Origin of the sequence: Massilibacteroides vaginae (genome assembly GCF_900178525.1) — a bacterium.
In the GTDB taxonomy this organism is placed as follows: Bacteria; Bacteroidota; Bacteroidia; order Bacteroidales; family Tannerellaceae; genus Massilibacteroides; species Massilibacteroides vaginae.
In genome coordinates this window covers 472,217-496,979 of record NZ_FXDJ01000008.1, presented here as the reverse complement: position 1 = coordinate 496,979, position 24,763 = coordinate 472,217, and the positions used below count along the sequence as shown (strand labels likewise).

Here is a 24,763-nt window from a genome sequence, read left to right as displayed (position 1 = left end):
TGTGTATTTTCTATTAAAATTCAACTTTCACATTAACACCAATATACCTAAGAGAAGGGGAGGCTAAGTCATCAGAAGCCTTGTCCGGATCAGCAAACTTATATTCCTTAGTCCATAATAGAAGGTTTTGTCCAACCAGCGAAACAGATGCATTCGACATTTTCATTTTGTTTGCGAAATCTTTAGGTAAATCATAGCTTAAAGATAATTCACGTAGTTTTATAAATGTTTCATCGAAAACTAACTGCGGTCCCCTTCTCCAATAGTCTTTAATATATGTTTCGTAAGAGACTATAATATCGTTAGGTGCGAATGTGCGGTCATCGCTTACAATACGTCCATAAGAATCGTATGCAGCAGAGCCTGAAACAACTTTTACTCCATCAGCGATATACGTTTTATTCCCGTTTACAACTTCTTCGTATCGCCATTTGTTATCCGTGTCAGGATGTGCTCCGGTTTGCCACATAGCCCTGTTTGTTGTAGAGTTTGAGAGTCCTCCAATACGTCCGTCAATACTCATTGATAATGTAAAGCTTTTATACTTAAATGTGTTAGTCCAACCCCAAATCCAATCCGGGTCATTAAAACCTATTTTTGAATAGTAATCACTTAATCGGGGGAAACCATTTTGTAACACAACATTACCATTAGAATCATAATTAAAATCCTTTTCCTCTCGATAATCCGTTCTAGCTCCTTTATATACCCATAGTTTATCCGGACTATAGACATCATCTAATTTGGCATAATACCTGCGTGCCGTTGACCAGTTCAATATTGTATTCCAAGCGAAGTCACGTGTTTTAACAGGATTAGCCTCTATAACAAATTCCCATCCTCTTGTTTCAAATTCTTCTTTTGTATTCATCAGTAGCTTTTCGTAGCCGGATAAATAGGATATGGGAACTTCAGTTGTGTTATTGTATGTTAGTTTATTGAAATAACTAACGTCGAGTTTTAGGCGGTGATTGTCGAGGAAGTGAATAGCTGCTCCGATCTCATAGGTGCGATCTGTGATTGGTTTTACATTACCTCTTTTTATTAAAGGAAAGCGCGCAGAATTTAGTCCACTCCACACACTGTTTGATACCGTATATGCTTGGTTTACGGCGTAAATATCTAAATCTTTTTTAGAAACAGTCCACGATCCTCTAAGTTTTAGAAATTTAATCCAATCAGGCATAGTAACAAATTCAGAAACAATTGCACTACCACCAATAGAGGGATAGAAGTATGATTTTTCGTCTTCCGGTAATGAAGATGACCAGTCGTTACGCCCGCTCACATCCAAATAAAACGCATCCATATAACCAAGGGTAACTTTTCCAAATAAACTGTTTACCTGCTTGCGCTTTAGTTCTACATCTGTTGTAGGTGTTTCAACGGATGCTTTTAAAGAATAAAATCCGGGTACCGATAGCCCGTTACGGGTGGTTGATTTCAGATAATTGTTTTTTAAATAATAAATAGAGCCTCCTAACAGTCCTTCAACTGAAAATTTGTTAAAGCGCTTATCGGCCATTAAGATAAAGTCTGTGTTTATGGAGTATTTGTAATCTTTTTTTTGTTGGAAATATCCTTTATTTGTACCTCCCCAGTTACGGTCAGAGTTTATACTCAGCGGAGCTCTACGCTCTGTTTGATCAAATGCAGCGTCAAATCCTGCACGAGCCATAGCCTTTAGCCAAGGAAATACATTATAATTTAAGCTGAATGTTCCGTTCGTTTTCGTGTCATCAATCGTATTTAACTTTTCATACGCCATTAAATATGGATTGTCATACCAGCCGGCATAATGCCAGTTTTGTTGGATATCCGGTGTAATCCAATAATCCTTATATTCTCTGATATCATATTCCGGTCCTGTCCAGATAAGCATATTGTAAATATAGCCTTGATCTCCATAGCCTGTGCCGGAAGTATTTGGGGCTGTACGTTTAGTAAAACCCATTGTTCCTTCAATAGTTGCTTTGTCTCCCAGTTTCATCTCTCCCCCCAAAGTGTAGCGGAATTGTTGAGCTTTGGCATTGGGGTATTGTCCTTTATTATATACGTAGGAAATGGAGGAACGGAAACTACCATTTTCGCCCTGTTGTGCAACACTGACTGTAGTGTTACTAATCATGCTGAACTCAAGGAAGTTTTTGAAATTATTTTTCCCTTTGGATGTTAATTCCATATCACGCATTTCTTTTGAAATCGGATCCCATTGCGGATAAACTCGTCCAATATCCAGCTTGTCTCCCCATACTTCATCGTCAGTATTGTATTTTCCGTTGTATCCAGCACTATACGATGTTTGTACTTTCGGGAGTGCTAAATAACCTGCATGAAACATATTGCTAGTGTTTACAGAAACAGAGAAACCCTCTTTGCCTCCTTTTTTTGTGGTAACCATAATAGCTCCACTTCCTCCTCTTGAACCATATAAAGCTGATGCCGTAGCACCTTTCAATACATCAATACTAAGGATGTCATCTGAGTTTAGATCACCTAAGTTGAGTTCTGTAGGTACGCCATCTAAGATTAAAATTGGAGACTCTCCACGTAGTTTAATAGTAGGACTTTCTAAAAATTCAGTAGAATTTAATACCGTCATACCGGAAATACGACCAGTTAAACTTGTTGCAACATTTACTCCTTTTACTTTTTCAAACTGTTCTCCGCCAATTTTTTGTGTTGCGTAACCGAGTGCTTTTTCTGCACGTTTCATACCTAATGCTGTAACTACCAATTCATCAATCATTAAAGAGGATTCACGCATTATAACATTGATTGTACGTTTGTTTCCAACTGTTATCTCTTGATTCTCATATCCTATATATGAAAAGATAAGAATAGCATTTTCATTAGGGATTGAGAGATGGTATTCACCATTCAGATCAGTAACAACTCCAGATGAAGTTCCTTTAATTAAAACATTTACACCATATAGAGGTTCTCCTGTTTCATCTTTTACGACACCAGTTATTGGTATTTGTTGAAGAGCAGAACTTGTTTTTTTGGCTAAAAGAATATGCTGATTTTCTATCTTATAGTCGAGATCTGTTTGGTTTTTAACAACATTTAAAACGTCTAGAACAGTCTTGTTCAATACATTAATGCTCACGAGATTGGTGTTGTCAATATCACTGCTCTTATAGAAAAACATAAAGTCTGATTGTTTTTCTATTGCAGCAACAATATCGTAAATAGTTCCGTTTTGAATATTAAGAGATATGGTATTTTCGGTTTGAGCACTAACAGCAGCTGAGGCGCTGAATATGCTAAATAGCATACAGACAATGGTGTATCTAATAAAATTAAAAGAGTTTTTACACCACTTGTGTTTTTGATCTAAGGATAATCGCATAAATTTGTACATTTAATGAATTAAACATATCCTCCCTATAGTGTCATACTACTTTAGAGAGGAAGTTGAGTGATTTGAAAATTGTCATAAACCGGATAATGCTTCTATTATTGTCCGGTTTTTGAATTTTAGTTTATTCCCATAGGCAAATTGTTTTGAAGTTTTTTTTTATAGTATTATTTAATAAAGACTTCTTCATTTACTATTTCGTAAGAAAATAATCTTTCGAAATTTATAATTTGCAAAACTTCGTCTAATTCTTGATCTAATTTAAAGGTTCCTGTAAACTCTGTGTTTTTCAAAGTTTCATTAAGAATACTGATTTTGATTCCATACATTTTTTCTAAACGTGATGCTATTTGTCCAAGAGGTTCATCCTTAAAATGATATATTTTGTTTACCCAGGTTCTGCTTAAATCTATTTTAATGTTTGATAATGTTGTAAGCTCATTGGACTTATTATAAAAAACCTGCTGATTCGGCTGTAAAATGATAGGCTCGGAGGATACACCAGATTCACTTATTGTAGACAAATCTATTTTCCCATTAACAAGTGAAGTAATTGCATAATCATCTTCAGAATAATCCATTACATTAAATCTTGTTCCTAATACTCTGATTGTTTGCTTACTTGAATGGACAATAAATGGAGCTTTTTCATTACTGATTACATCAAAATAAGCTTCTCCATCGAGAAAAACTTCTCTTGAAGTTTCACCAAATTTATCAGGAAAACGAAACTTTGTTGATGCGTTTAAAAAAACTTTTGTTCCATCAGCTAAGGTTAGGAACCCTTTTCTAGGTCCGGATTCAATGTTCAATTCTGAATAAATTATTTTTTCTTTTGGGGTCAAAAAATATTCTATACCTAATGTTAATCCGATTGAAGTTATGGCAATAGCGATGTATTTAGCAAACGAACTTTGTATTTGTTTTTTCTTCAGTGTATTCTTCTCAGCACTTTCGTTCTCTTCTTTTCTGATTTTGTTAAGTAAACGCTCTTTACTTTCTTGAACCTCCTCGATGCAAGGATATCGATCTTTGTACATAAGCTCATACACTTCTTTGGTTTGAAAAAAAAGAACTTTATTCTCTTCTTTTTCATTTAACCATTCCATGAGTATCTTCATTTCTTCAATAGATATTGTTTTTTGAAGATAACGTAGTATTATCGAGGCTATATTATTGGTATATTCCATATAAACAGTACATTTTATTAAATAAATTTACTCATTTAACGCTTGGTTAATTAGCAAATATTAACACACTGGGTATTGAATAACATTAAGGTAAAAGCCTTTTTCGCAACTCTTGTAATGCTTTATAAAGGTGGTTTTCTACAGTTCTGATTGAGATGTTAAGCAGATCTGATATTTCGGAATTTTTCTTCCCTTTCAAATACGATAACTGAAAAATTTCTTTGTTCTTTTTAGGTAATAGTTCAATAGCTTTAAATATGGATTCTATTTGTTCCCGCTCAATAATTTTTATCTCAACAGATGAAATTGTTAATTCTTCCATTTTTAGATCATGAATAGCTTTATCTTTATATTCATCACGAACATTTTGTTTTTTTAGATAATTAATGCATCGGTTTTGCACTGATTGAAACATATAAGACACAACCGATTTTTCAACAAACAAGATATTGCCTTTTTTCCACATAGATAAAAAGACATCATGTACAATATCTTCAGCAATTTGATGGGAGACAAATTTACGTGCGTAAAAAAGTAAACCGGGAGCATACTTTTCATATAGATGACTGTATAGCTCAGGTGAGTTTTTATTATCTATATTTGTCTTCATGAATTCACTATTTAAACTCCTATCAGATTAATACAAATATCGTAAAAATGATTAATGTTTTCGAATTTGAGTTTAATATTAAAAAAAACTTCCCATAATCATTTAAGACTATGGGAAGTTTTATTTGTAGAGTGATTTATTTTGAGATCTACATTACATAGCCATAAACATTTCAATATCTTCTTCTACTGTTGTAATACCGGCGATACCGAAGTTTTCAACCAATACTTTAGCTACATTTGGAGAAAGGAATCCCGGAAGTGTTGGGCCGAGGTGGATGTTTTTCACTCCTAAGTGAAGAAGAGCGAGCAATACAATTACGGCTTTTTGTTCGTACCAGGCAATGTTGTAAGCAATAGGCAGATCGTTGATGTCTTCTAAACCGAATACTTCTTTCAGTTTAAGGGCGATGATGGCTAATGAGTAACTGTCGTTACATTGGCCTGCATCTAAAACACGTGGTATGCCTCCTATGTCTCCTAATGGAAGCTTGTTGTATCTGTATTTTGCACAGCCTGCTGTAAGAATTACGGTGTCATTTGGTAATGACTGCGCGAAGTCCGCATAATAATCCCGTTTGCTCATTCGTCCATCACATCCTGCCATTACGAAGAACTTTTTAATAGCTCCCGTTTTAACCGCATCAACTACTTTGTCTGCCAATGCAAGTACTTGAGCATGGGCGAATCCTCCTGTAATGCTGCCGCTTTCTATTTCGCGTGGCGCCTGACATTGTTTTGCCATTTCAATAATAGAGGAAAAGTCTTTTTGTTGACCATTCCGGCGTTCAGCAATGTGAGTTGCTCCGTCTAATCCGGCAGCTCCGGTTGTGAAGATACGACCTTTATAACCGGCGTTTTTTGAAGGAGGTACAATACAGTTGGTGGTAAAGAGGATTGGTCCGTTGAATGCTTCGAAATCTTCTTTCTGTTGCCACCATGCGCCACCGTAGTTTCCTACCAGATGTTTGTATTTCTTCAGGTGAGGATAATAATGTGCAGGAAGCATTTCACTATGCGTATAGACATCAACTCCGGTTCCTTCAGTTTGTTGAAGAAGTTCTTCGATGTCGCGTAAATCGTGACCACTGATTAAGATGCCCGGATTCTTGCCTGCTCCGATATTAACCTGTGTTATTTCCGGATTACCATAACGTCCTGTGTTGGCTCCGTCTAATAGGGCCATAGCTTGTACGCCGTATTTTCCTGTTTCCAATGCTAAGGCAACTAATTCGTCGGCCGAAATATCTTCACGTGTGATTTCCGCCAGTGCTCTTTGCATGAATGAGAAAATTTCATCATCTGTTTGATCCAAGTTGTAAGCGTGTTCTGCATAGGCAGCCATACCTTTCAACCCATAATGGATCAGTTCTTTTAGTGAACGGATGTCTTCGTTTTGCGTTCTTAGTACGCCTACTTCAAGTGCTTTAGTCATGAATTCTGATTCATCACCATTCCATGTACACTCATCGGGCATGTGTTTGCCTGTGTTTCCTACCTGAGCAGCCATATTTGCTTTCAATGCCAAACCTTCTTTAACTTTAGCTTTGATGGCATCAAAATCGAAGTTGGCATTTGTGATACTGATAAACATCGCGTCCACAATAAATTTGTCGGCTGTGGCAGATGCTTTTCCGGCTTTTCTAAGTTCGTTGTTATAAACCGCTACACCGCGTGCTACGAATAAAAGAAGGTCTTGAATGTTTGACACTTCCGGAGTCTTACCGCAAACTCCCATAATCGAACAACCTGTACCTTTGGCTGTTTCCTGACATTGATAACAAAACATGTTCATGATATATCTTTGCTTATTGGTTGATAATCTATTTCTTTTTCAAGCAAAGATATACGGTACACTACCCGGAAAAATGTCACATTTGGTACACTTCCTGAATTTTATTTTTAGTTTTAGGATGTTTAGAGCAAAATTAAAGCTGGCTCTTAACCCTAAAATGATATGATCCTGATTCCAGTTTAAGCATAACCTTTCCATCCCCGGTCTTGACACCGTTTGTAACAGGCTTATCGTTTTCGGTTATATTATCGGTTGTTGGCAGATAAAGCGTTGCAGAGGTGTTTGCCGGTATCTTGAATTGATAGTTGCAAAACCCTCCGTTGACAGACCAGCTGCTTTCGATGCGTCCATACATAGAATCATAGTGTCCTTTGGCGTATATCATTTGTCCTGTGGGATCCGGTTCAGGCTTTAAAATGAAGTGTTTGAATCCCGGATGGTTTTCATCCCGCTCTATACCTAATGAATGATTATACATCCACGAACCGATTGCCCCGAAAGAATAATGGTTGAATGAATTCATAGAATTATTACCACTGAATCCCTTTTCTTTTGTGTAAGAATTAAGCCGTTCCCAGATCGTTGTAGCACCCTGATCAACGGAATAGAGCCAGGATGGATAACTCGTTTGTTGAAATATACGATAGGCTGCTTCAGAATTGTCCAAGTCGGATAATACCCGGTTGATCCATGCTGTACCGATAAATCCGGTCATTAATGAATAAGGAGGATATACTTCGCTTTCGCTGACCTTCGTATCGTTTTCTATGCAATCCATCAGGTTTTTAATAACAAGCTCTTTTATTTCTTCATAGCAAATATCAAAGGCTAAAGGAAGAACATAAGAAGTCTGCGTACCAATGACCTCGCCTTTTTTCTCCGGTTGCCTGAAGCCTGAATGAATAGTTTGCCCTGTTTCAACATCGAAATAAGTTTTGTTGAAGAATGACTTTCGTGCTTCATATAATTGATTGAATACAATGACATCCTCCGTTTTATCCAATACGGCTGCTATACGCTGCATCAGATTCAGATCATAGATGAAGTAGCTTTCCCATAATAAACTATTATCGTTTTTATCCTGTTCCGGGCCGAGCCAGTCTCCGAGATTGCCTTCCGTAAGAATACCTGTTTCCTGATCAATATAAGGTAGGAGATAATGAATGTAGTTTTTCATCGCATCATAATGTTCCGCAAGCATGGTCTTATCATTGTATTGCAAATAACTTTCCCAGGCAACTGTAATGCCTGCGCTTCCCCAAAGTATCCCACCAAAACCACCACCAACAGGAGCTACATCAGCAAATCGTCCGTCTTCCCGTTGCGTGTCACGCATGGCCAATATATGGCGGCGAAGGAATTGAGATACATTGCCCATGTAAGTAGCCGTACGTGAGAACACGGAGATATCGCCACTCCAACCCATACGTTCGTTTCGCTGAGGGCAATCTGTAGGTATAGAGATGAAGTTGCCTTGTGTAGACCAGGTGATATTTTCCCAAAGTTTGTTTATCCGGGTATTCGATGTCTCATAACTCGACGCTAATTCATGGATAGAGCTTATCACATCTCCTTTTACCGCATCCAGCGGCAAGGCTTTACTGATTCCGGTTATTTCTACAAACCGGTAGCCATGAAATGTGAAACGTGGACTGATCACTTCGTTACCTCCCTTTGTAATGTAGATGTCTTGTGCCAATGCTCCCCGGATATTTTCAAGCATAATCATACCGGTATTGGCCGAAAATTCAGGTAGATCCGGATATTTTACTTCTGCGAACCGCATTTTGACCTGATTGCCGGGTTGCTCTCCCGATAGACTTATTCTTGGTATTCCGGCCATATTTTGACCCATGTCGTAAACAAATACGCCGGGTCTTACTTCTTCCACGGAGATAGCCGTAAGCTCCTTGATCTTTTTTATTGTTTCGCCATACTGACCTATCAGTTTCATATCGGAGTAGTTATTAACCGCCGGCATGCCGTAGGCAGCTATAACCTTATCCTCACTAATCGCTTTTTCCTGATCAACTTCTACGGCTTTCTTCCAACCGGAATCATCAAAAGAAGCGGTAGTCCATCCTTCTGTCAGCACTTCTTTTCGCGCGTCATATACTTCACCCTGGAAAAAACTGCTGTAAACAACCGGTCCATTATTGAAGTAAGACCAGGTATCCGGTGAGCTGACTATTTTTTCCTCCGATCCGTCTGTGTAGTTGATCACTAACTTGGCGAGGACAGACTGCCTGTCGCCAAACAGATTCCACAGATCGCCCATATAGGTGATCGCGCCACTCCACCAACCTTCACCCAAGGTTACGCCCAAAGCATTGCCTCCGGCCTTTATCTGATCGGTTACATCGTAGGTTTGGTACATGTGATGTTTATTGTATTGTGTCAGACCGGGATTGAAATAATCGTTACCGATTCTTTTTCCGTTCAGGTAGGCTTCATATATACCTCTTGATGTTAAATAAAGACGCGCTTTAGCCACCTTAGCCTTTTTTGAATTAAAGGTTGTTCTTAGCATTGGCATGGAATTTCTCTTTGTATCTGCCACAGCAAAAGTTCCTGTGTTTCCTCCGTTCATGAAATAGGAACTATTCTGAACGGTCAATCCGCTTCCTGATTTTATATAATCGGAGAAAACGCCGTTGTAAGTTGCGTTTAACTCCTCAGCGAACAGGATATTGTTTGGCACGCGGTAGTTGCGTATTTCAACATCGGAAAAGGCCGATAACTGATTGGCTTTTGCCGAAAAACCGATCTCGCACAACAACGGAAAACAGATATAATCCCAACTGTTTCCCAATGGATTAATAACGACCGTGCCCACTTTATTCGATTCGGCTTCTCCACCGATATAGCATGTGGTTGAACTATACATTGTTTTAAGATAAATCCGGTGTTGGTCGTATTTGTTCTGGTTGTTGATCAACGAGGAAGGAACAGGCAGGCTTTGCAATGGAATTTCCTTTTTATCAGTAGGAGCATAACCCACCCGGTAGATATGGAGTTGTGCGGCACCTCCGGCGTTCATTCCGGAAATATCTAATTCTACTTCAACGTATGAATCGTTTTTATTGTTTTGCAGATTATAAATATTCAGATTCCTGTTCATCAGGCGGGGATCATTGGCCCCATAAATAAAACCGGCTTTGGTGGTGCCGCTTTGCTGATCTAACTGTACCGTATAATGGATGTTGAACACAGGAAGATAAGACGGATATACTACTAAGTCTTCATCTCCTCCGCCAATCCATTTCGCACCATCCCAGGCACTGACCGAAGGATTCATCAATCCGGTTTCGAACCGGGATTCGCTTGTCAGCGTTTTATCATTCTTGCTCCATACCTTAACCTTCCATTTATAACGCGTGGTTGGTTGCAGCGGCCTACCGTTGTATGCTATATTGAGCGATAGGTCACTTAGCACTTTTTCCGTGTCCCAGACTACTTGCTGATCTTCGTCGGTCACTATTATCTGATAAGCCGTTTGTGCTTGTCCACGCACGTCTGATTCCATTTGCCAGCTAAAGCGGGGTTTGTCGGTGTCGATACCCAAAGGTGTTTCTGTATACTCTACTACTAAAGAGGATAACTTACTATTGTCTACGGTGCAGGCAACAACAAAAAAGGAGAATAAGAACAATAACGGGGTTTTACGAATAAATGGATGCATAGTATCAGATGTAATTTGAATGAACTCAAAGATAAACTTAATAACGCAAGTTCGACATAAAAACGTGTCCCGATTTTTTATTACCCGAAGGTTTTATTCAGACCGAAATTAACATTTCAAAATCACCCCAAAAAAGAGGAGGGATTTTTCGTATCCTTTATGATTGAAAATATATCCTTTATTTTTCTGAAAATATCCTTTATTTTTTCGGAAATATCCTTTATGATTTTCGGTATTCTGTATGTGTTGATATTCAGGACTTTATGAGTTGCGCTTTGAGTGGAAAGAAAAAGTTGAATTTTAACTTAAAAAGCGTAGAAAAAGAGATGAGGTTTGCCGGGTTAAATCCGGCTGTGAAATGTTGAATTTCTAAAGCCGATGCAGGAAAGTTTAAATCATTTGAATGATTATTGAAAGGCATTTTGGTGGAAATAAGCGTTATTTGTTGTCGTAATTTAATAGCATGTTATGAGAATACTTTTGAGTGTTGCAGTTATTGGCTGCCTTTTACTATCATGTGGACAAAAAAAGGACGGTAAGTCGATGACAAACGAAATGCCGGCAAATCCGGTATTAGTAGCTGACCCTACTATCTTTTCCTATCAGGATAATTATTATTTGTATGGAACCGGAGGAACATCAGACTTTGGGTTTCCTGTTTATGTGTCTGACGATTTGAAAACCTGGACCAATTCCGAGTTTCCGGTAAATGGCTACGCCTTGAAAAAGGGAGACGCTTTCGGAGAGCAGGGCTTTTGGGCTCCTCAGGTGTTTGAACATAAGGGTAAGTTTTATATGGCTTACACGGCTAATGAACAGATTGCGATTGCTGTGAGCGATCAACCGGACGGACCATTCCGCCAAACTACGCTTGCCTGTTTAACTTCGGATGTTCGCCAGATAGATCCATATTTGTTTTTTGATGAAGATGGACGTATTTATCTATATCATGTGAGATTGGATAATGGAAACAGAATATACGTAGCTGAAATGGAAAGCGACCTTTCTGCCATTAAACCGGAAACGCTTAAAGAATGTATTTCGGCGGAGAGTGGTTGGGAAGACACCGAAAATGTAGCATGGAAAGTAGCGGAAGGACCAACCGTAATTAAACAGAACGAATTGTATTACCTGTTTTATTCTGCCAACGATTTCAGAAATATTGATTATGCGGTTGGTTATGCTGTATCGGAATCTCCTTATGGTCCATGGAAGAAAGCGGATAATAATCCGATAATTGACCGCCACCTTATTGGAGAGAACGGTGCGGGACATGGCGATTTGTTTAAAGATAGATCAGGCAATTGGAAATATGTGTTTCATGTGCACGCGTCTGATTCGACGGTAATTCCACGTAAAACGGCTGTTATCTCTCTCGAATTCGGTAAAGACGGACAAGTGAAAGCGAACGCGTCTTCGTATGCGCCGGCTCAATTAAATGTTGCGGATAAATCAGTGTTTGCTAATCCGCTATCCGTTGAGTTTGGTGATCCTTATGTGCTGTTGGCCTCAGATGGTAAATATTATATGTATGGAACAGGAGCCGGAGCAATTGACGGTTTTTGCGCTTATTCGTCTGATGATCTGGTGAACTGGAAAGCGGAAGGACAGGTTTACCGGGGCAATATTGAAGGTTCATGGGCTTTGGCTAATTTTTGGGCGCCTGAGGTTTACGAGCGTAAGGGTAAGTTCTACATGTTTTTTAGTGCCGACTGGAAAGAAAATCCGACAAACGAATTGGAAAACTTCCGTATCGGTGTAGCCGTGGCCGACAAACCGACGGGACCGTTTAAGGAAATGAGCGATCGTCCTTTGTTTGACCCCGGTTATCCGGCCATTGATGGTAATATATTTGAAGACGAAGACGGGCGCAACTACCTCTACTTTTCACGTTGCTGCTATAAGCATGCCATAGAAAGCGAAGTAGCTACATGGGCTAAGAAGCAGGGTATGTTTGATGAAATAGAAGAAAGCTGGATTTACGGTGTGGAAATTAAACCGGACTTCTCGGCCATAATCGGAGAGCCGGTACTTATCCTCCGTCCGCCGGTAACAAATGACGATGCGCAAGCAGAGTGGGAGAGTCGTTCGGTTACATCGGGCGAGGTAAACCGCCGATGGACGGAAGGTTCTTATACGTTCAAAAAAGGAGATACTTATTATATGATGTATTCGGCCAACTTCTTTGGAGGTGAGAATTACGCGGTAGGTTATGCCACGGCGAAAAATCCGCTTGGCCCTTACGTAAAAAGCGCGGATAACCCGGTGCTTCAAAAAAACACAGCCAAAGGGGGTATTGTGACCGGAACGGGACATAACAGCATTGTCAAGTCTCGCGACGGAAAACAAACTTACTGCGTATATCACGGCCGTACAAAAGCAACAGGAGATGAACGTGTGGTGTTTATTGACAGAATGGGTGTGGATGAGCATGGCCGCTTATATGTGGATGGTCCTACTACCACTTCGCAGGTGATAAAGCCATAATCAATCGCATTGTATTTAAAATTATATATCTTTTAAAATTAAAATCATGAAAAAGCAACTTATTGTATGTGCTTTCCTTGCTATGACAATGGCTGTAAGCGCGCAATGGAAGCCTGTGGGCGACAAACTAAAAACTCCGTGGGCAGAAAAAGTAGATCCGAACAATGTGCTGCCGGAATATCCGCGTCCGCAAATGGAGCGTACAGCGTGGGTAAATCTGAATGGTCTTTGGGACTATTCTGTTAAACCTTGCGGTGAAGTAGAACCGGCAAACTTTGATGGGAAAATTCTTGTACCTTTTGCGATCGAGTCGTCTCTTTCCGGTATCCAGAAAGAAGTAGGTGAGAAAAACGAACTTTGGTACAAACGTACGTTTACTGTTCCTTCCGCATGGAAGAGCAAAGATGTTCTGCTGAATTTCGGTGCTGTAGACTGGAAAGCGGATGTGTATGTAAATGACATACTGATCGGTTCTCATAAAGGTGGATTTACACCGTTCTCATTCAATATCACCCCGTATCTGGCCGGCAAAAGCACACATAAATTGGTTGTCCGTGTTTGGGATCCAAGTGATAAAGGTTTCCAACCTCGTGGAAAACAGACGTCCAATCCTGAAGGTATCTGGTATACTCCTGTTACAGGTATCTGGCAAACCGTTTGGATCGAGCCGGTAGCACCCGCGCACATTACTTCAGTAAAAGCAATCCCGAACATCGATAATGGTACACTTGCGGTTACTGTCGGGGCTTCTTGTACAAGTCCTTCAAATATCGTTGAAGTAAAACTATTGGATAAAGGACAGGTTGTTGCTACGGCAAAAGGAATTGTTGGAAAGGAAATGCGGTTAGGTGTTCAGAACCCAACACTTTGGGATACGAACAATCCTTATTTGTATGACATGAAGGTGTCTCTTTCTGCAGCAGGAAAAGTGCAGGATGAGGTAAAGTCGTATACCGCATTCCGTAAGATATCAAAGAAACGTGATGCGAACGGAATTATGCGTATGCAATTAAACAACAAGAACCTCTTCCATTACGGTCCGCTGGATCAGGGATGGTGGCCTGATGGATTATATACTGCTCCGACCGACGAGGCTTTACTTTTTGACATCGTTAAAACAAAGGAATGGGGATATAATATGATCCGCAAACACGTAAAGGTTGAACCTGCTCGCTGGTATTATCATTGTGATAAATTAGGTATGTTGGTTTGGCAGGATATGCCAAGTGGCGACATGGGTAATCATTGGGCACCTCATACTTATAATGGCGGAACAGACAAGCAACGTACTGCCGAATCTATCGCCAACTACGATCAGGAATGGAAAGAGATCATGGATCTGTGTATCTCAAATCCTTCAGTTGTTATCTGGGTGCCATTTAACGAAGCTTGGGGACAGTTTGATACGGAGCGTGTAACAGAATGGACAGCGGCTTATGACCCTTCCCGCCTTGTGAATTCGGCAAGTGGTGGTAACCATCGTCCAACAGGCGACATACTTGACTTACATAACTATCCGGGACCACGTATGTTCCTTTTCGATGCCGAACGTGTGAACGTATTGGGCGAATACGGAGGTATCGGTCTGCCTTTGGAAAATCACTTATGGTGGAACAAACGTAACTGGGGTTACATACAATTCAAAAACAGCAGTGAAGTAACGGCAGAATACGTAAAATACGCCAACGAACTGAAACCAATGATAGACCGTGGTTTCTCTGCAGCTGTTTACACACAGACAACCGATGTGGAAGGAGAAGTAAACGGTGTTATGACCTATGACCGTAAAGTAATTAAGATGGATGAAGCCGCTCTTCACAAAATCAATCAGGAAGTAATCCGTCATCTTTCAGAATAAAAAATAATCTTATTACTTTTTTTACAACCCGGCTGGAGCTTCTCTTGTCCGGGTTGTTTTTGGTTTATTGTTTCTTTGTGAAAGAAGAGATTCTTTAAAGTAGATACATATTCCTTATATTTGCATATCGTTAATCCAATGTTCCATGAAAAAACAGAAAAACAAATTTTATCCGGATCTGATTCTGACTGCTTTTTTAGGACTCCTGATCTGGGTGTTTTTTGCTGTTTTTTATAGACATCACTTACATTATCAGGAGCAGCTGCAACTATTTCTTTTTACTTCCGATTATTTTATTGAGAGCATAGTTCAACCGGGAGGTTTTGCCGGCTATTTGAATAGTTTTGTGACGCAATTTTTCTATCATTCTTCCACCGGAGCGATTATTTTAGCCGTAATGCTAAGTAGTTTACATATACAGGTTTCTGTTATTTCCTCAATAATTGGCGGCAAAGCATTGTATCGTCCGTTGGCTTGTTTGCCTTCGCTTTTTTTCGTTTTGCTTCTTTGTCATGAAGATATGTTGCTTTCAGCATTAATCGCTGCATTGCTTGTGCTTTCGGCAGTCTTGTTTTATGCATTATTCAAGAAAAATAGCTTGCGTATAGCTTATTTGTTGATCATGATTCCGCTTCTATATTGGTTAGTAGGTTTTGCTGTTTTTATTTTCCCCGTTTTTTGTCTGTATTACGAATGGATTATTGCCAAACGTATCAATAAAAGAATTCTGGCCATTATTAGCCTGATAGCTGTTGGTTTGCTGTTGTTTGTTCCTTTATTAGCGCAATTATTACAACCGCAGTATCCGTTAAGCCGGTTTTGGATGGCCGGTGATTATTATAGGTTTGTAACACATATAAATCCGGCTATCTTCTACACGCTTCTTTCCATTATTATTATCCCTGTTTTGACAAAATGGCTTCCTGATATACAAAAGAAAGGATGGAGAGTAGGTGTTCGTATAGTTCAGTTTTTATTACTGTTTATAGTGATTGATTGGATAATCGGATTTGGTGCCGATTGGAAAAAAGAGGAATTGATGGGATACGACTATTATGTCCGGACTAAAAAATGGACGAATATTATTGATAAGGCAAATAAGCTTCCTCCCGATAGCCCCAAAACCGTAGCAGCATTGAATCTCGCGTTAAGCAAACGGGGCTATATGGGCGATTACCTGTTTTATTATTTTCAAAACGGGTCTGATGGTTTAATCCCTAATCACACCGCAGATTATATCCTCCCCGTTATGATTGGTGAAATATATTACAATATGGGATTGATCAATAGCGCGCAACGTTTTACTTTTGAAGCAATGGAGTCAATACCCGATTACCGTAAAAGTGTACGATGTCTTCAGCGACTTGCCGAAACCAACCTGATAAACAAACAATATAAAGTAGCTGAAAAGTATCTGACGATATTGCAACACACCTTGTTCTATAAAGATTGGGCTTCTGATGTATTGTCTTTCTTATATAACGAGGATCGGATCAATGCTCACCCTGAATGGGGAGAACTCCGGCGTTTTATGCTAAAAGAAGATTGTCTGTTTATGAATGAAGATAAAGAATTGTTGTTTACTGCTTTATTAGAGCAAAATCCTCATAATCATGTAGCAGCGGATTATTTGTTGGCTCAGAATTTATTGGATAAAGAGCTTATTCGATTTCAGGACAATCTGCAAAAAAGAATTGATACGATCGGTGGTGAGACATTACCGCTCAGCTATCAAGAGGCTTTGCTGTTTGTGCAAGACTTAACCGGACAGAGTGAAGGTATATATGCCTACATTAGTGATGAGATACGGCAGCGATACGAAGCTTACAAACAAGCTCGTTCAGGAAAGGCTCAACCCGGAACAGTTATTCGTGAAAATTTCGGGAATACGTATTGGTACTATTTGCATTATTTGGGAGGACAACTAAAAATGAAAAATCAAGTAGGGAATGAATAAGGTAAACAAAACGATATACATCATAATCTGTGGGCTAATCATACTGATTGGTTGTAGTGAAAAACCGAAAGATTTTAATGTGACAGATGAATTGCCAACTATCTTTCCTGATTATAAAGAAGTGACTATCCCCGCTGAAATAGCTCCGCTTAATTTTACTTGGATGGGTGAAGCAGACCGTCTTTACGCAATTATAGCGGATGAAAGCGGAAACCGCATTGAGATAGGAGGGAAACAAGGAATTCAATTTCCGGAAAAGGACTGGTCTAAACTTTTGACAGCCAATAAAGGCAAAAGTTTACGTGTCACCGTTTCGCGTAAATCTGCAGCTAAGTGGGTAACTTACCAATCTTTCTCTATTCATGTTAGTCCTTACCCTATTGATTTCGGATTATGTTACCGACTAATCGCTCCAGGATACGAGGCATATAGTAAAATGGGTATCTACCAGCGATCTTTATCGGATTTCACGCAAACGGCACTAATCGAAAATAGCTTGGTGCCCGGTAGTTGTGTTAACTGTCATTCTTTTAAACAAACGGATGCACAGTATATGAATTTACATATTCGTGGAAATCATGGCGGAACTTTACTTAAACAAGGAAACAATAACGAACTCTTGTCGCTTAAAACCGATGAGTTGATTAGTGCCGGAGTGTATCCATACTGGCATCCTTCAGGAAAATTTATAGCCTATTCCGTAAATCGGACACAACAAGCATTTCACACCCACCCGGATGAACGTGTGGAAGTATTCGATCACGAATCAGATGTCATCGTGTATGATATTACGTCTAATCGTATACTGACTTCACCATTATTAAGCACGGCAGACTTTGAAACATTTCCGGCCTTTTCTCCGGATGGAAGTTCATTATACTTCTGTAGTGCTCAACAACGAAAACTACCGGAAGAGTGTAAAGAGGTTCGCTACAACCTCTGTCGTATCACATTTGATGCCGAAACCGGCACTTTCGGAGAACGGATAGACACTTTAGTTCATGCCAGCGCAGTGAATAAAAGTGCTTCTATTCCTCGTCCCTCTTATGATGGCAAATATATAATGTACGGTCTGGCAGATTACGGCAGTTTCTTTATCTGGCATAATGAGGCCGATCTTTGGTTGCTTGACCTTGAGTCGGGAGAACAACGCGCATTAGCGGAAGCAAACAGTTCTTATGCAGAAAGCTATCATAGCTGGAGTAGTAACAGTCACTGGTTTGTATTTGCCAGCCGACGAGACGATGGTCTTTACACACGTCTTTATTTATCATCCATTGATGATAACGGGAATGCGACCAAACCCTTCTTGTTGCCACAAAAAAATCCAGCGGTAAATGACGGATCTTTCTTTTCGTATAATGTCCCAGAATTCATCTCGTCTCCAGTAAAACTGAATATAAGAGAAATAGAACAAAAAATTCTTTCCCCAAAGCGGAAACAAGCAGTTGTTATAGAATAGAATAAAGTTTCCTATTTTTGCATCTTCAATCGATAAGGATAAAAATGAAAAAGAACTCTTTTGCGGCGTGGGTGGAGGCGGCAAGGCCGAAAACATTACCTGCCTCCATCAGTCCTGTGTTGTTGGCGTCTGCTTTGGCTTGGCAGGATGGTGTTTTTAATGCTGTGCCTGCTGCTTTGTGTTTGTTTGTGGCATTGTTTGCGCAGATAGCCAGTAATTTTGCTAATGATTATTTTGATTTTAAAAAGGGGGCTGATACCGAAGAACGGCTTGGTCCTGAACGTGCCGTTGCATCCGGCTGGATTGAGCCGAAAAGTATGTTAATTGGTACTTTTGTTGCTTTAGGTTTGGCTTGCCTTTGCGGACTTTTTCTTTTGTTTTATGGTGGTTGGATACTTTTACCGGTAGGTGTAGCTATTGCTCTTTGCGTGCTGGCTTATTCGGCAGGTCCTTTTCCTTTAGCTTATAATGGATTGGGAGATATTTGTGTTGTTCTTTTTTACGGAATAGTCCCTGTTTGTTTTACTTATTATGTACAGGCAAATACGTTTAGTTTGCTTTCTTTGATTCTTTCTATTGCCATAGGCGTATTATCCGTGAATATTTTGATTGTTAATAATTACCGGGATTATGAGCAGGATAAGAAAGCGAAAAAACGAACAACAATCGTTTTGTTTGGTCGTCGTTTTGGATTGATTCTTTATCTGTTGAATGGCTTGATCGCTTTATTGCTTGTATTACCCTTGGTTTCAATGCTGCCCGCGTTATCGTGGCAAGTAGGGCTTTTAGGTGCATTCTTTATCTTGTTCTACTTGCTATGGAAAGAAATGGTGAAAACGGAAGGAAGAGCCTTAAATAAAATTTTGGGTAAAACCGGAATGCTGGTTTTTCTTTTCTCGGTGTCAGTATCTGTGATTCTGTGCTTTTCCTGATTTCGTTTTTCTGATTTCGTAGGAAAGTCCTATCTTCGGCACTTAGAGATAAAGTGTGTTCTATCTCTTCAATGTATAACCTTTGATTACTAATCAATAAAAAAACAAGAATATGTTACAACAATTCTCATTAGAAGGAAAAATCGCCCTTGTAACGGGAGGTACTTACGGCATAGGTATGGCAATGGCAAAAGCTTTAGGAAAAGCCGGGGCTACGATTATATTTAATGCCCGTTCTAAAGACAAAGTTGAAGAAGCGGAAAAAGAATATCGTGCCGAAGGTTTTAATGCTTACGGATATCAATGTGACGTAACCAAAGAATCCGAAGTACAAGCGCTTGTGGCTGATGTGGCATCCAAACACGGAGATATTGATATTTTGGTGAATAACGCGGGAATTATCAAGCGTATTCCGGTGTTGGAAATGAGTGTGGAAGAGTTTGAACAAGTGATCGATATAGATCTTGTAGGTCCTTTTATCGTGTCAAAAGCAGTTGCTCCGGGTATGATTAAGAAAGGAGCGGGAAAGATTATAAATATCTGTTCAATGATGAGTGAGTTAGGTCGTGAAACAGTTTCTGCCTATGCTGCGGCAAAAGGAGGACTGAAGATGCTTACTAAAAACTTAGCTTGCGAATGGGCAGAACATAATATTCAAGTAAATGGGATAGGCCCGGGTTATATCGCAACTCCTCAAACAGCACCTTTAAGAACTGAAGGACATCCATTCAACAATTTTATTATATCCAAAACACCGGCTGCCCGTTGGGGAAATCCGGAAGATCTGGAAGGACCGGTAGTGTTCCTGGCTTCCAAGGCTTCTGATTTCGTAAACGGACATATCCTTTATGTAGATGGTGGTATTTTAGCTTATATCGGAAAGCAACCCAAATAACGAAATTACTTAATTTGTTTGAAGGCCTTACCAAGCATATCAATGATATCGCTTGCGATAAGGCTTTCTTCCGTATGGACAGCCGCGGCAAGATCTCCTGCCGTGCCATGTAAATAAACACCTGCCGTAGCCGCTATTTCAGGCTCATAACCCTGAGCAAGAAGTCCTAAGATTATACCCGTCAATGTGTCTCCACTACCTGCGGTAGCCATACCCGGATTGCCGGTACTGTTAAAATAGATATATCCGTTTGGTAGGCAGATTGCAGTAAAGGCTCCCTTTAATACAAGTATAATCTGATAGTTCATGGCAAATTCTCTTGCCTTCAACAGGCGGTCATACGCAGAAGACGAACTTCCCGTTAAGCGATCGAACTCCTTCGGATGAGGTGTTAGTATGCTTCGTGGCGGAAGTTTTTTCAACATATCCTTGTTTGTCGCAAGTGTATTGATCGCGTCCGCATCGAGCAGTATAGGCTTACCTGCAGTCTGTATCAAATGCTCTAAGGCTATGGCGGTATCCAGATGTTGTCCTAATCCGGGACCTGCAGCAATTGCGGCGTACATCGAACTATCCGGAGTTGTGCTGAAATGTTCAGCATGTTGGTCTACACTTGCCATTGCTTCAGGAATAGCCGTCTGAAGAGTCTGTAGTCCGCATTTTGGTATATGAACCGTCACTAATCCGGCTCCACTGCGAAGACAAGCGCGAGAGCTTAAAACGGCTGCCCCCATTTTACCCTTACTCCCGGAAATCAACAATGCATGACCAAAATCTCCCTTATGAGCGAACTTTTTACGAGGACGAATCACGTCTGTAATGTCCTCTTCAGTAACTAAGCAAAAAGGCGTTTGGGTTTTAGCGATGATGTCCGGATGCAAGCCGATATCCAACGTTTTCCACTCACCAACATAAGGATAATTGTCTGCCAATAAAAAAGCAAGCTTCGGGAAACCGAAAGTCAACGTCAAATCAGCCATTATTACGTTGCGCATATCATTTTCGCGGTTGTCTTCACCAAATAATCCGGAAGGAATGTCGATTGCCACGATCTCCGAATCAGCTTGATTGATATAATTCACCAAAGCGGCAAAACCTCCGGTTAGCGGACGATTTAATCCGGAACCAAACAAACCATCGATCACAATATCGTTTTCGGTTAGAACAGGCGGCTCAAAATTATCAATGATCTCAGTAAATTCAACATGCTCAATCTCAAGCAGACGTGTTTTGTTCATATCACACGCTCCCGATAGACTCGATGTCGGGTTAAACAAAAAAGTTTCAACCCGGTAAGACTCCTCACTTAAGAGGCGTGCTATAGCTAAAGCATCCGCTCCATTATTCCCCTGTCCTGCAAAAATAATAATGCGGTGGTGTTTAGAATAACGCCGGGTAAACTCATGAACGAATAGAGTAGAAGCCCTTTCTACAAGGTCAATAGAATCAATCGGTTCGTTCTGTATAGTGTAGTTGTCTATTTCCTTAACGGTACTGACAGGGAATATTTTGATCATGATTTATGAAGTTTAATGCAATTTTACTGAGAAAAATAGATTTTACAAATATACAATATTAAAAAAACTCTTTAGTAATTAAACCAGCCGGATTCCTTTGTTTGTGAAAAAGCACGGCCGTGCTTTTGTCTTTTGAGGCTCCTGCTTTTGTCTTTTGACGGCCGTGCTTTTGTTTTTTGAAGAGCCTTGAATTTTTTATGCAATCAATATAATCTATGTTTATTCCTTGATATGTCATTATTTAATAATGATTATTTACTACTTTTGTAATTCAAATAAAAGAATGGAAGGACGATGGAGGTTGCCATTATAAAGTATAATGCAGGTAATATTTATTCGGTTGATTACGCGTTGAAACGCATTGGAGTTGAACCTGTTATTACGGATGATCCGGAACGTATTCTTAAAGCGGATAAAGTAATTTTTCCGGGTGTGGGAGAGGCGCTTTCTACAATGACTTATTTAAAGGAGCATAAATTGGATGTCCTGATAACTGAATTACAACAGCCTCTTTTGGGTATTTGTCTTGGCATGCAGTTGATGTGTCGATTCTCGGAAGAAGGGAATACTCCCTGTCTTGGAATTTTTGATACCGACGTGAAACGTTTTTTACCGGAAAAACATGAAGATAAGGTGCCTCACATGGGGTGGAACAAACTTAAGGATGTAAAAGGGAAACTGTTTACAACGGCTCAGGATGGACAGTTTGCTTATTTTGTTCATAGCTTTTATGTTCCTGTAAATGACTATACAATGGCTACGACAGACTATATTCTGCCTTTTTCTGCATCTTTGAATAAGGATAATTTTTATGCTACTCAGTTTCATCCGGAAAAGAGTGGTGATGTGGGCGAAGCTATTTTAACTAATTTTCTGAACTTGTGATGTTATGAAGAATATGATTGAATTGATACCTGCGATTGATCTGATTGACGGAAAATGTGTTCGTCTTACTCAGGGTGACTACAATTCAAAGAAGGTATATAATGAAGATCCGCTGGAGGTTGCTAAGATGTTTGAGGGTCACGGAATCACTCGTTTGCACTTGGTTGATCTGGACGGTGCTCGTGCCGGACGGATTATAAACTACCGCATTTTGGAACGGATAGCTACCCGTACTGCTTTAATTATTGATTTTGGCGGTGGATTGAAAGCGGATGAAGATCTGGAAATAGCTTTCGAAAGTGGTGCTCAGATGGTAACGGGGGGGAGTATAGCCGTGAAAAATCCGGAAGTGTTTGAATCATGGGTCAATAAATTTGGAAGTGAAAAAATTATTCTCGGTGCCGACGCGAAAGATAATAAAATTGCGGTGAGCGGTTGGGAAGAAACAACGGATTTGGAATTGATCCCGTTTATTCAGGATTATTATAAGAAAGGGGTTACGAAAGTGATCTGTACGGATATAAGTAAAGATGGTATGTTGGAAGGGCCGTCTGTTGAGCTATATAAAGAGATACGTGAAGCTGTGGGATACATACATGTGATTGCGAGTGGAGGTGTTTCTTCGATTGATGATATTGAAAAATTAAGGGAAGCAGGTATTCCATCGGTTATTTTTGGAAAGGCGATCTACGAAGGTCGTATCCAGCTGAAGGATTTACTGCGTTTTACCTGATCTAAAAAATTATATATGTTGGCTAAAAGAATAATACCCTGTCTCGATGTAAAGGACGGAAAAACGGTAAAAGGAATAAACTTTGTGAACTTTCGTGATGCCGGAGATCCGGTGGAGTTGGGGGCTCAATATAGTCGTCAGGGAGCTGATGAGTTGGTTTATTTAGATATTACCGCGACTCATGAAGGGCGTAAAACATTTACGGAATTAGTGAAGAAGGTGGCTGCTAATATCAGTATACCTTTTACCGTGGGCGGGGGAATTAACGCCCTGTCGGATGTGGATCGATTGTTGGCGGCCGGAGCTGATAAAGTTTCGATCAACTCATCTGCGCTTCGTACACCGGAACTGATTGAAGAAATTGCGAAAAATTTCGGAAGTCAGGTTTGTGTTGTGGCGATTGATGCTAATTTTGAAAATGACAATTGGGTTTGTTATTTAAATGGAGGGCGCATTCCAACAGATAAATATCTTTTTGACTGGGCTAAAGAAGCTGAAAGTCGCGGAGCAGGGGAAATTTTATTTACCAGCATGACGCACGATGGGGTGAAAGAAGGTTATCCTAACGAAGCATTAGCGCAGTTGGCAGATTCTCTTCAAATACCGATCATTGCTTCCGGAGGTGCCGGAGAAATGAGCCATTTTCGTGATGCATTTACATTAGGAAAAGCGGATGCGGCTTTGGCGGCGAGTGTATTTCACTTTGGTGAAATAGGTATTACTGATTTAAAAAAGTATCTTTCGGAAGAAGGAGTGAACGTACGATTATAAACAGAACAAAAAATAAAAATGAAATTAGATTTCGAAAAAATGGGTGGATTGATTCCTGCAATTGTTCAGGATGAGAATACCTCAAAAGTGTTGATGTTGGGCTATATGAATGAAGAGTCATATAACTTGACAAAGCAAACCGGAAAAGTAACGTTTTATAGCAGAAGCCGCCAAACCTTGTGGACAAAAGGTGAAACAAGTGGCAACTATCTGACCGTAGTAAATATGATGGCAGATTGTGACCATGATACTATTTTAATCAAAGCTATACCCTCAGGCCCTGTTTGTCATACGGGAGCGGATACTTGTTTTGGCGAAAAGAATATTGAAGACATACTTTTCTTGAAATATTTACAAAACTTTATCGAACAGCGTCGCCAGGAGATGCCCGAAGGTTCATACACTACTTCCTTGTTCCAGAAAGGTGTAAACCGGATGGCACAAAAAGTAGGCGAAGAAGCTGTTGAAACAGTTATTGAGGCAACAAACGGAACAGAAGATGGTTTTATATATGAAGCTTCTGATCTGATCTATCATCTGATCGTACTGCTTACCAGTAAAGGTCTTCGTATGGAAGATCTGATACGCGAATTGAAAAAAAGACATAAATAAGAAATAATCTAAAA

At 39.8% G+C, this 24,763-nt stretch carries 16 protein-coding genes and 1 pseudogene; 11 read left to right on the top strand and 6 right to left on the bottom strand.

Annotation, left to right across the window (positions count from 1 at the left end; translation table 11 throughout):
• Positions 1-13 precede the first annotated feature (13 nt).
• The 5 genes from B9Y81_RS07400 to B9Y81_RS07380 all read right to left on the bottom strand — a co-directional run bounded on the left by B9Y81_RS07400 (position 14) and on the right by B9Y81_RS07380 (position 10,640).
• Positions 14-3,280 carry a SusC/RagA family TonB-linked outer membrane protein gene (locus tag B9Y81_RS07400; RefSeq protein WP_095996257.1) on the bottom strand — a complete coding sequence of 1,089 codons (3,267 nt, stop codon included), beginning with the start codon at positions 3,278-3,280 and terminating at the stop codon, positions 14-16.
• Positions 3,281-3,531: 251 nt separating this feature from the next.
• Positions 3,532-4,554: a FecR family protein gene (locus B9Y81_RS07395; RefSeq protein ID WP_085536343.1), complete on the bottom strand. Its 1,023-nt coding sequence runs from the start codon at positions 4,552-4,554 to the stop codon at positions 3,532-3,534.
• Positions 4,555-4,639: 85 nt separating this feature from the next.
• Positions 4,640-5,164: an RNA polymerase sigma-70 factor gene (locus B9Y81_RS07390; protein ID WP_085536342.1), complete on the bottom strand. Its 525-nt coding sequence runs from the start codon at positions 5,162-5,164 to the stop codon at positions 4,640-4,642.
• 153 nt (positions 5,165-5,317) lie between these two features.
• On the bottom strand, positions 5,318-6,958 hold the full coding sequence (gene hcp, locus B9Y81_RS07385) for a hydroxylamine reductase (protein ID WP_085536341.1): 1,641 nt from the start codon (positions 6,956-6,958) through the stop codon (positions 5,318-5,320).
• A 133-nt stretch (positions 6,959-7,091) separates the two neighbouring features.
• A complete protein-coding gene (locus B9Y81_RS07380) occupies positions 7,092-10,640 on the bottom strand; it encodes an alpha-L-rhamnosidase (RefSeq protein WP_085536340.1) in 3,549 nt (1,182 codons plus the stop codon).
• 468 nt (positions 10,641-11,108) lie between these two features.
• On the opposite strand from B9Y81_RS07380, the pseudogene B9Y81_RS15395 reads away from it, so the two are divergent.
• The 7 genes and pseudogenes from B9Y81_RS15395 to B9Y81_RS07350 all read left to right on the top strand — a co-directional run.
• A pseudogene (locus tag B9Y81_RS15395) lies at positions 11,109-12,026 on the top strand (glycoside hydrolase family 43 protein); the annotation flags it as partial.
• Positions 12,027-12,038: 12 nt separating this feature from the next.
• The gene (locus B9Y81_RS15390) at positions 12,039-13,127 is read left to right on the top strand and encodes a glycoside hydrolase family 43 protein (RefSeq protein WP_245832424.1); all 1,089 of its coding nucleotides are present in this window, start codon (positions 12,039-12,041) and stop codon (positions 13,125-13,127) included.
• 46 nt (positions 13,128-13,173) lie between these two features.
• Positions 13,174-14,985 carry a glycoside hydrolase family 2 protein gene (locus tag B9Y81_RS07370; RefSeq protein WP_085536339.1) on the top strand — a complete coding sequence of 604 codons (1,812 nt, stop codon included), beginning with the start codon at positions 13,174-13,176 and terminating at the stop codon, positions 14,983-14,985.
• A gap of 145 nt (positions 14,986-15,130) precedes the next feature.
• Positions 15,131-16,942: a DUF6057 family protein gene (locus B9Y81_RS07365; RefSeq protein ID WP_085536338.1), complete on the top strand. Its 1,812-nt coding sequence runs from the start codon at positions 15,131-15,133 to the stop codon at positions 16,940-16,942.
• Positions 16,935-18,404, top strand: coding sequence for a TolB family protein (locus B9Y81_RS07360; protein WP_085536337.1), 1,470 nt, complete (start codon positions 16,935-16,937; stop codon positions 18,402-18,404). Before B9Y81_RS07365 ends, B9Y81_RS07360 begins: the two co-directional genes overlap by 8 nt.
• A gap of 38 nt (positions 18,405-18,442) precedes the next feature.
• Positions 18,443-19,336: a 1,4-dihydroxy-2-naphthoate polyprenyltransferase gene (locus B9Y81_RS07355; RefSeq protein ID WP_085536569.1), complete on the top strand. Its 894-nt coding sequence runs from the start codon at positions 18,443-18,445 to the stop codon at positions 19,334-19,336.
• A 112-nt stretch (positions 19,337-19,448) separates the two neighbouring features.
• The gene (locus B9Y81_RS07350; RefSeq protein ID WP_085536336.1) at positions 19,449-20,231 is read left to right on the top strand and encodes a gluconate 5-dehydrogenase; all 783 of its coding nucleotides are present in this window, start codon (positions 19,449-19,451) and stop codon (positions 20,229-20,231) included.
• Between the two features lie 5 nt (positions 20,232-20,236).
• Here B9Y81_RS07350 and B9Y81_RS07345 read toward each other — a convergent pair whose 3' ends face one another.
• The gene (locus B9Y81_RS07345; RefSeq protein WP_085536335.1) at positions 20,237-21,748 is read right to left on the bottom strand and encodes an NAD(P)H-hydrate dehydratase; all 1,512 of its coding nucleotides are present in this window, start codon (positions 21,746-21,748) and stop codon (positions 20,237-20,239) included.
• A 294-nt stretch (positions 21,749-22,042) separates the two neighbouring features.
• On the opposite strand from B9Y81_RS07345, the gene hisH reads away from it, so the two are divergent.
• From hisH to hisIE, 4 genes are read left to right on the top strand one after another with little or no spacing between them, the layout of a single operon-like run.
• Positions 22,043-22,633 (top strand): imidazole glycerol phosphate synthase subunit HisH, encoded by a 591-nt coding sequence (gene hisH / locus B9Y81_RS07335; protein WP_085536333.1) that lies wholly within the window; start codon positions 22,043-22,045, stop codon positions 22,631-22,633.
• A gap of 13 nt (positions 22,634-22,646) precedes the next feature.
• On the top strand, positions 22,647-23,366 hold the full coding sequence (gene hisA, locus B9Y81_RS07330; protein WP_085536332.1) for a 1-(5-phosphoribosyl)-5-[(5-phosphoribosylamino)methylideneamino]imidazole-4-carboxamide isomerase: 720 nt from the start codon (positions 22,647-22,649) through the stop codon (positions 23,364-23,366).
• A 15-nt stretch (positions 23,367-23,381) separates the two neighbouring features.
• Complete coding sequence (gene hisF, locus B9Y81_RS07325; protein ID WP_085536331.1) at positions 23,382-24,137, top strand: imidazole glycerol phosphate synthase subunit HisF; 756 nt, start codon at positions 23,382-23,384, stop codon at positions 24,135-24,137.
• Between the two features lie 12 nt (positions 24,138-24,149).
• Positions 24,150-24,749 (top strand): bifunctional phosphoribosyl-AMP cyclohydrolase/phosphoribosyl-ATP diphosphatase HisIE, encoded by a 600-nt coding sequence (gene hisIE / locus B9Y81_RS07320; RefSeq protein ID WP_317043270.1) that lies wholly within the window; start codon positions 24,150-24,152, stop codon positions 24,747-24,749.
• The last annotated feature ends 14 nt before the right edge of the window (positions 24,750-24,763 follow it).

Bases quoted from the DNA above. Each gene is read 5' to 3' on its own strand.
- B9Y81_RS07400 (WP_095996257.1), bottom strand. From the start codon at position 3,280: ATGCTATTTAGCATATTCAGCGCCTCAGCTGCTGTTAGTGCTCAAACC.
- B9Y81_RS07395 (WP_085536343.1), bottom strand. From the start codon at position 4,554: ATGGAATATACCAATAATATAGCCTCGATAATACTACGTTATCTTCAA.
- B9Y81_RS07390 (WP_085536342.1), bottom strand. From the start codon at position 5,164: ATGAAGACAAATATAGATAATAAAAACTCACCTGAGCTATACAGTCAT.
- hcp (WP_085536341.1), bottom strand. From the start codon at position 6,958: ATGAACATGTTTTGTTATCAATGTCAGGAAACAGCCAAAGGTACAGGT.
- B9Y81_RS07380 (WP_085536340.1), bottom strand. From the start codon at position 10,640: ATGCATCCATTTATTCGTAAAACCCCGTTATTGTTCTTATTCTCCTTT.
- B9Y81_RS07370 (WP_085536339.1), top strand. From the start codon at position 13,174: ATGAAAAAGCAACTTATTGTATGTGCTTTCCTTGCTATGACAATGGCT.
- B9Y81_RS07365 (WP_085536338.1), top strand. From the start codon at position 15,131: ATGAAAAAACAGAAAAACAAATTTTATCCGGATCTGATTCTGACTGCT.
- B9Y81_RS07360 (WP_085536337.1), top strand. From the start codon at position 16,935: ATGAATAAGGTAAACAAAACGATATACATCATAATCTGTGGGCTAATC.
- B9Y81_RS07350 (WP_085536336.1), top strand. From the start codon at position 19,449: ATGTTACAACAATTCTCATTAGAAGGAAAAATCGCCCTTGTAACGGGA.
- B9Y81_RS07345 (WP_085536335.1), bottom strand. From the start codon at position 21,748: ATGATCAAAATATTCCCTGTCAGTACCGTTAAGGAAATAGACAACTAC.
- hisH (WP_085536333.1), top strand. From the start codon at position 22,043: ATGGAGGTTGCCATTATAAAGTATAATGCAGGTAATATTTATTCGGTT.
- hisA (WP_085536332.1), top strand. From the start codon at position 22,647: ATGATTGAATTGATACCTGCGATTGATCTGATTGACGGAAAATGTGTT.
- hisF (WP_085536331.1), top strand. From the start codon at position 23,382: ATGTTGGCTAAAAGAATAATACCCTGTCTCGATGTAAAGGACGGAAAA.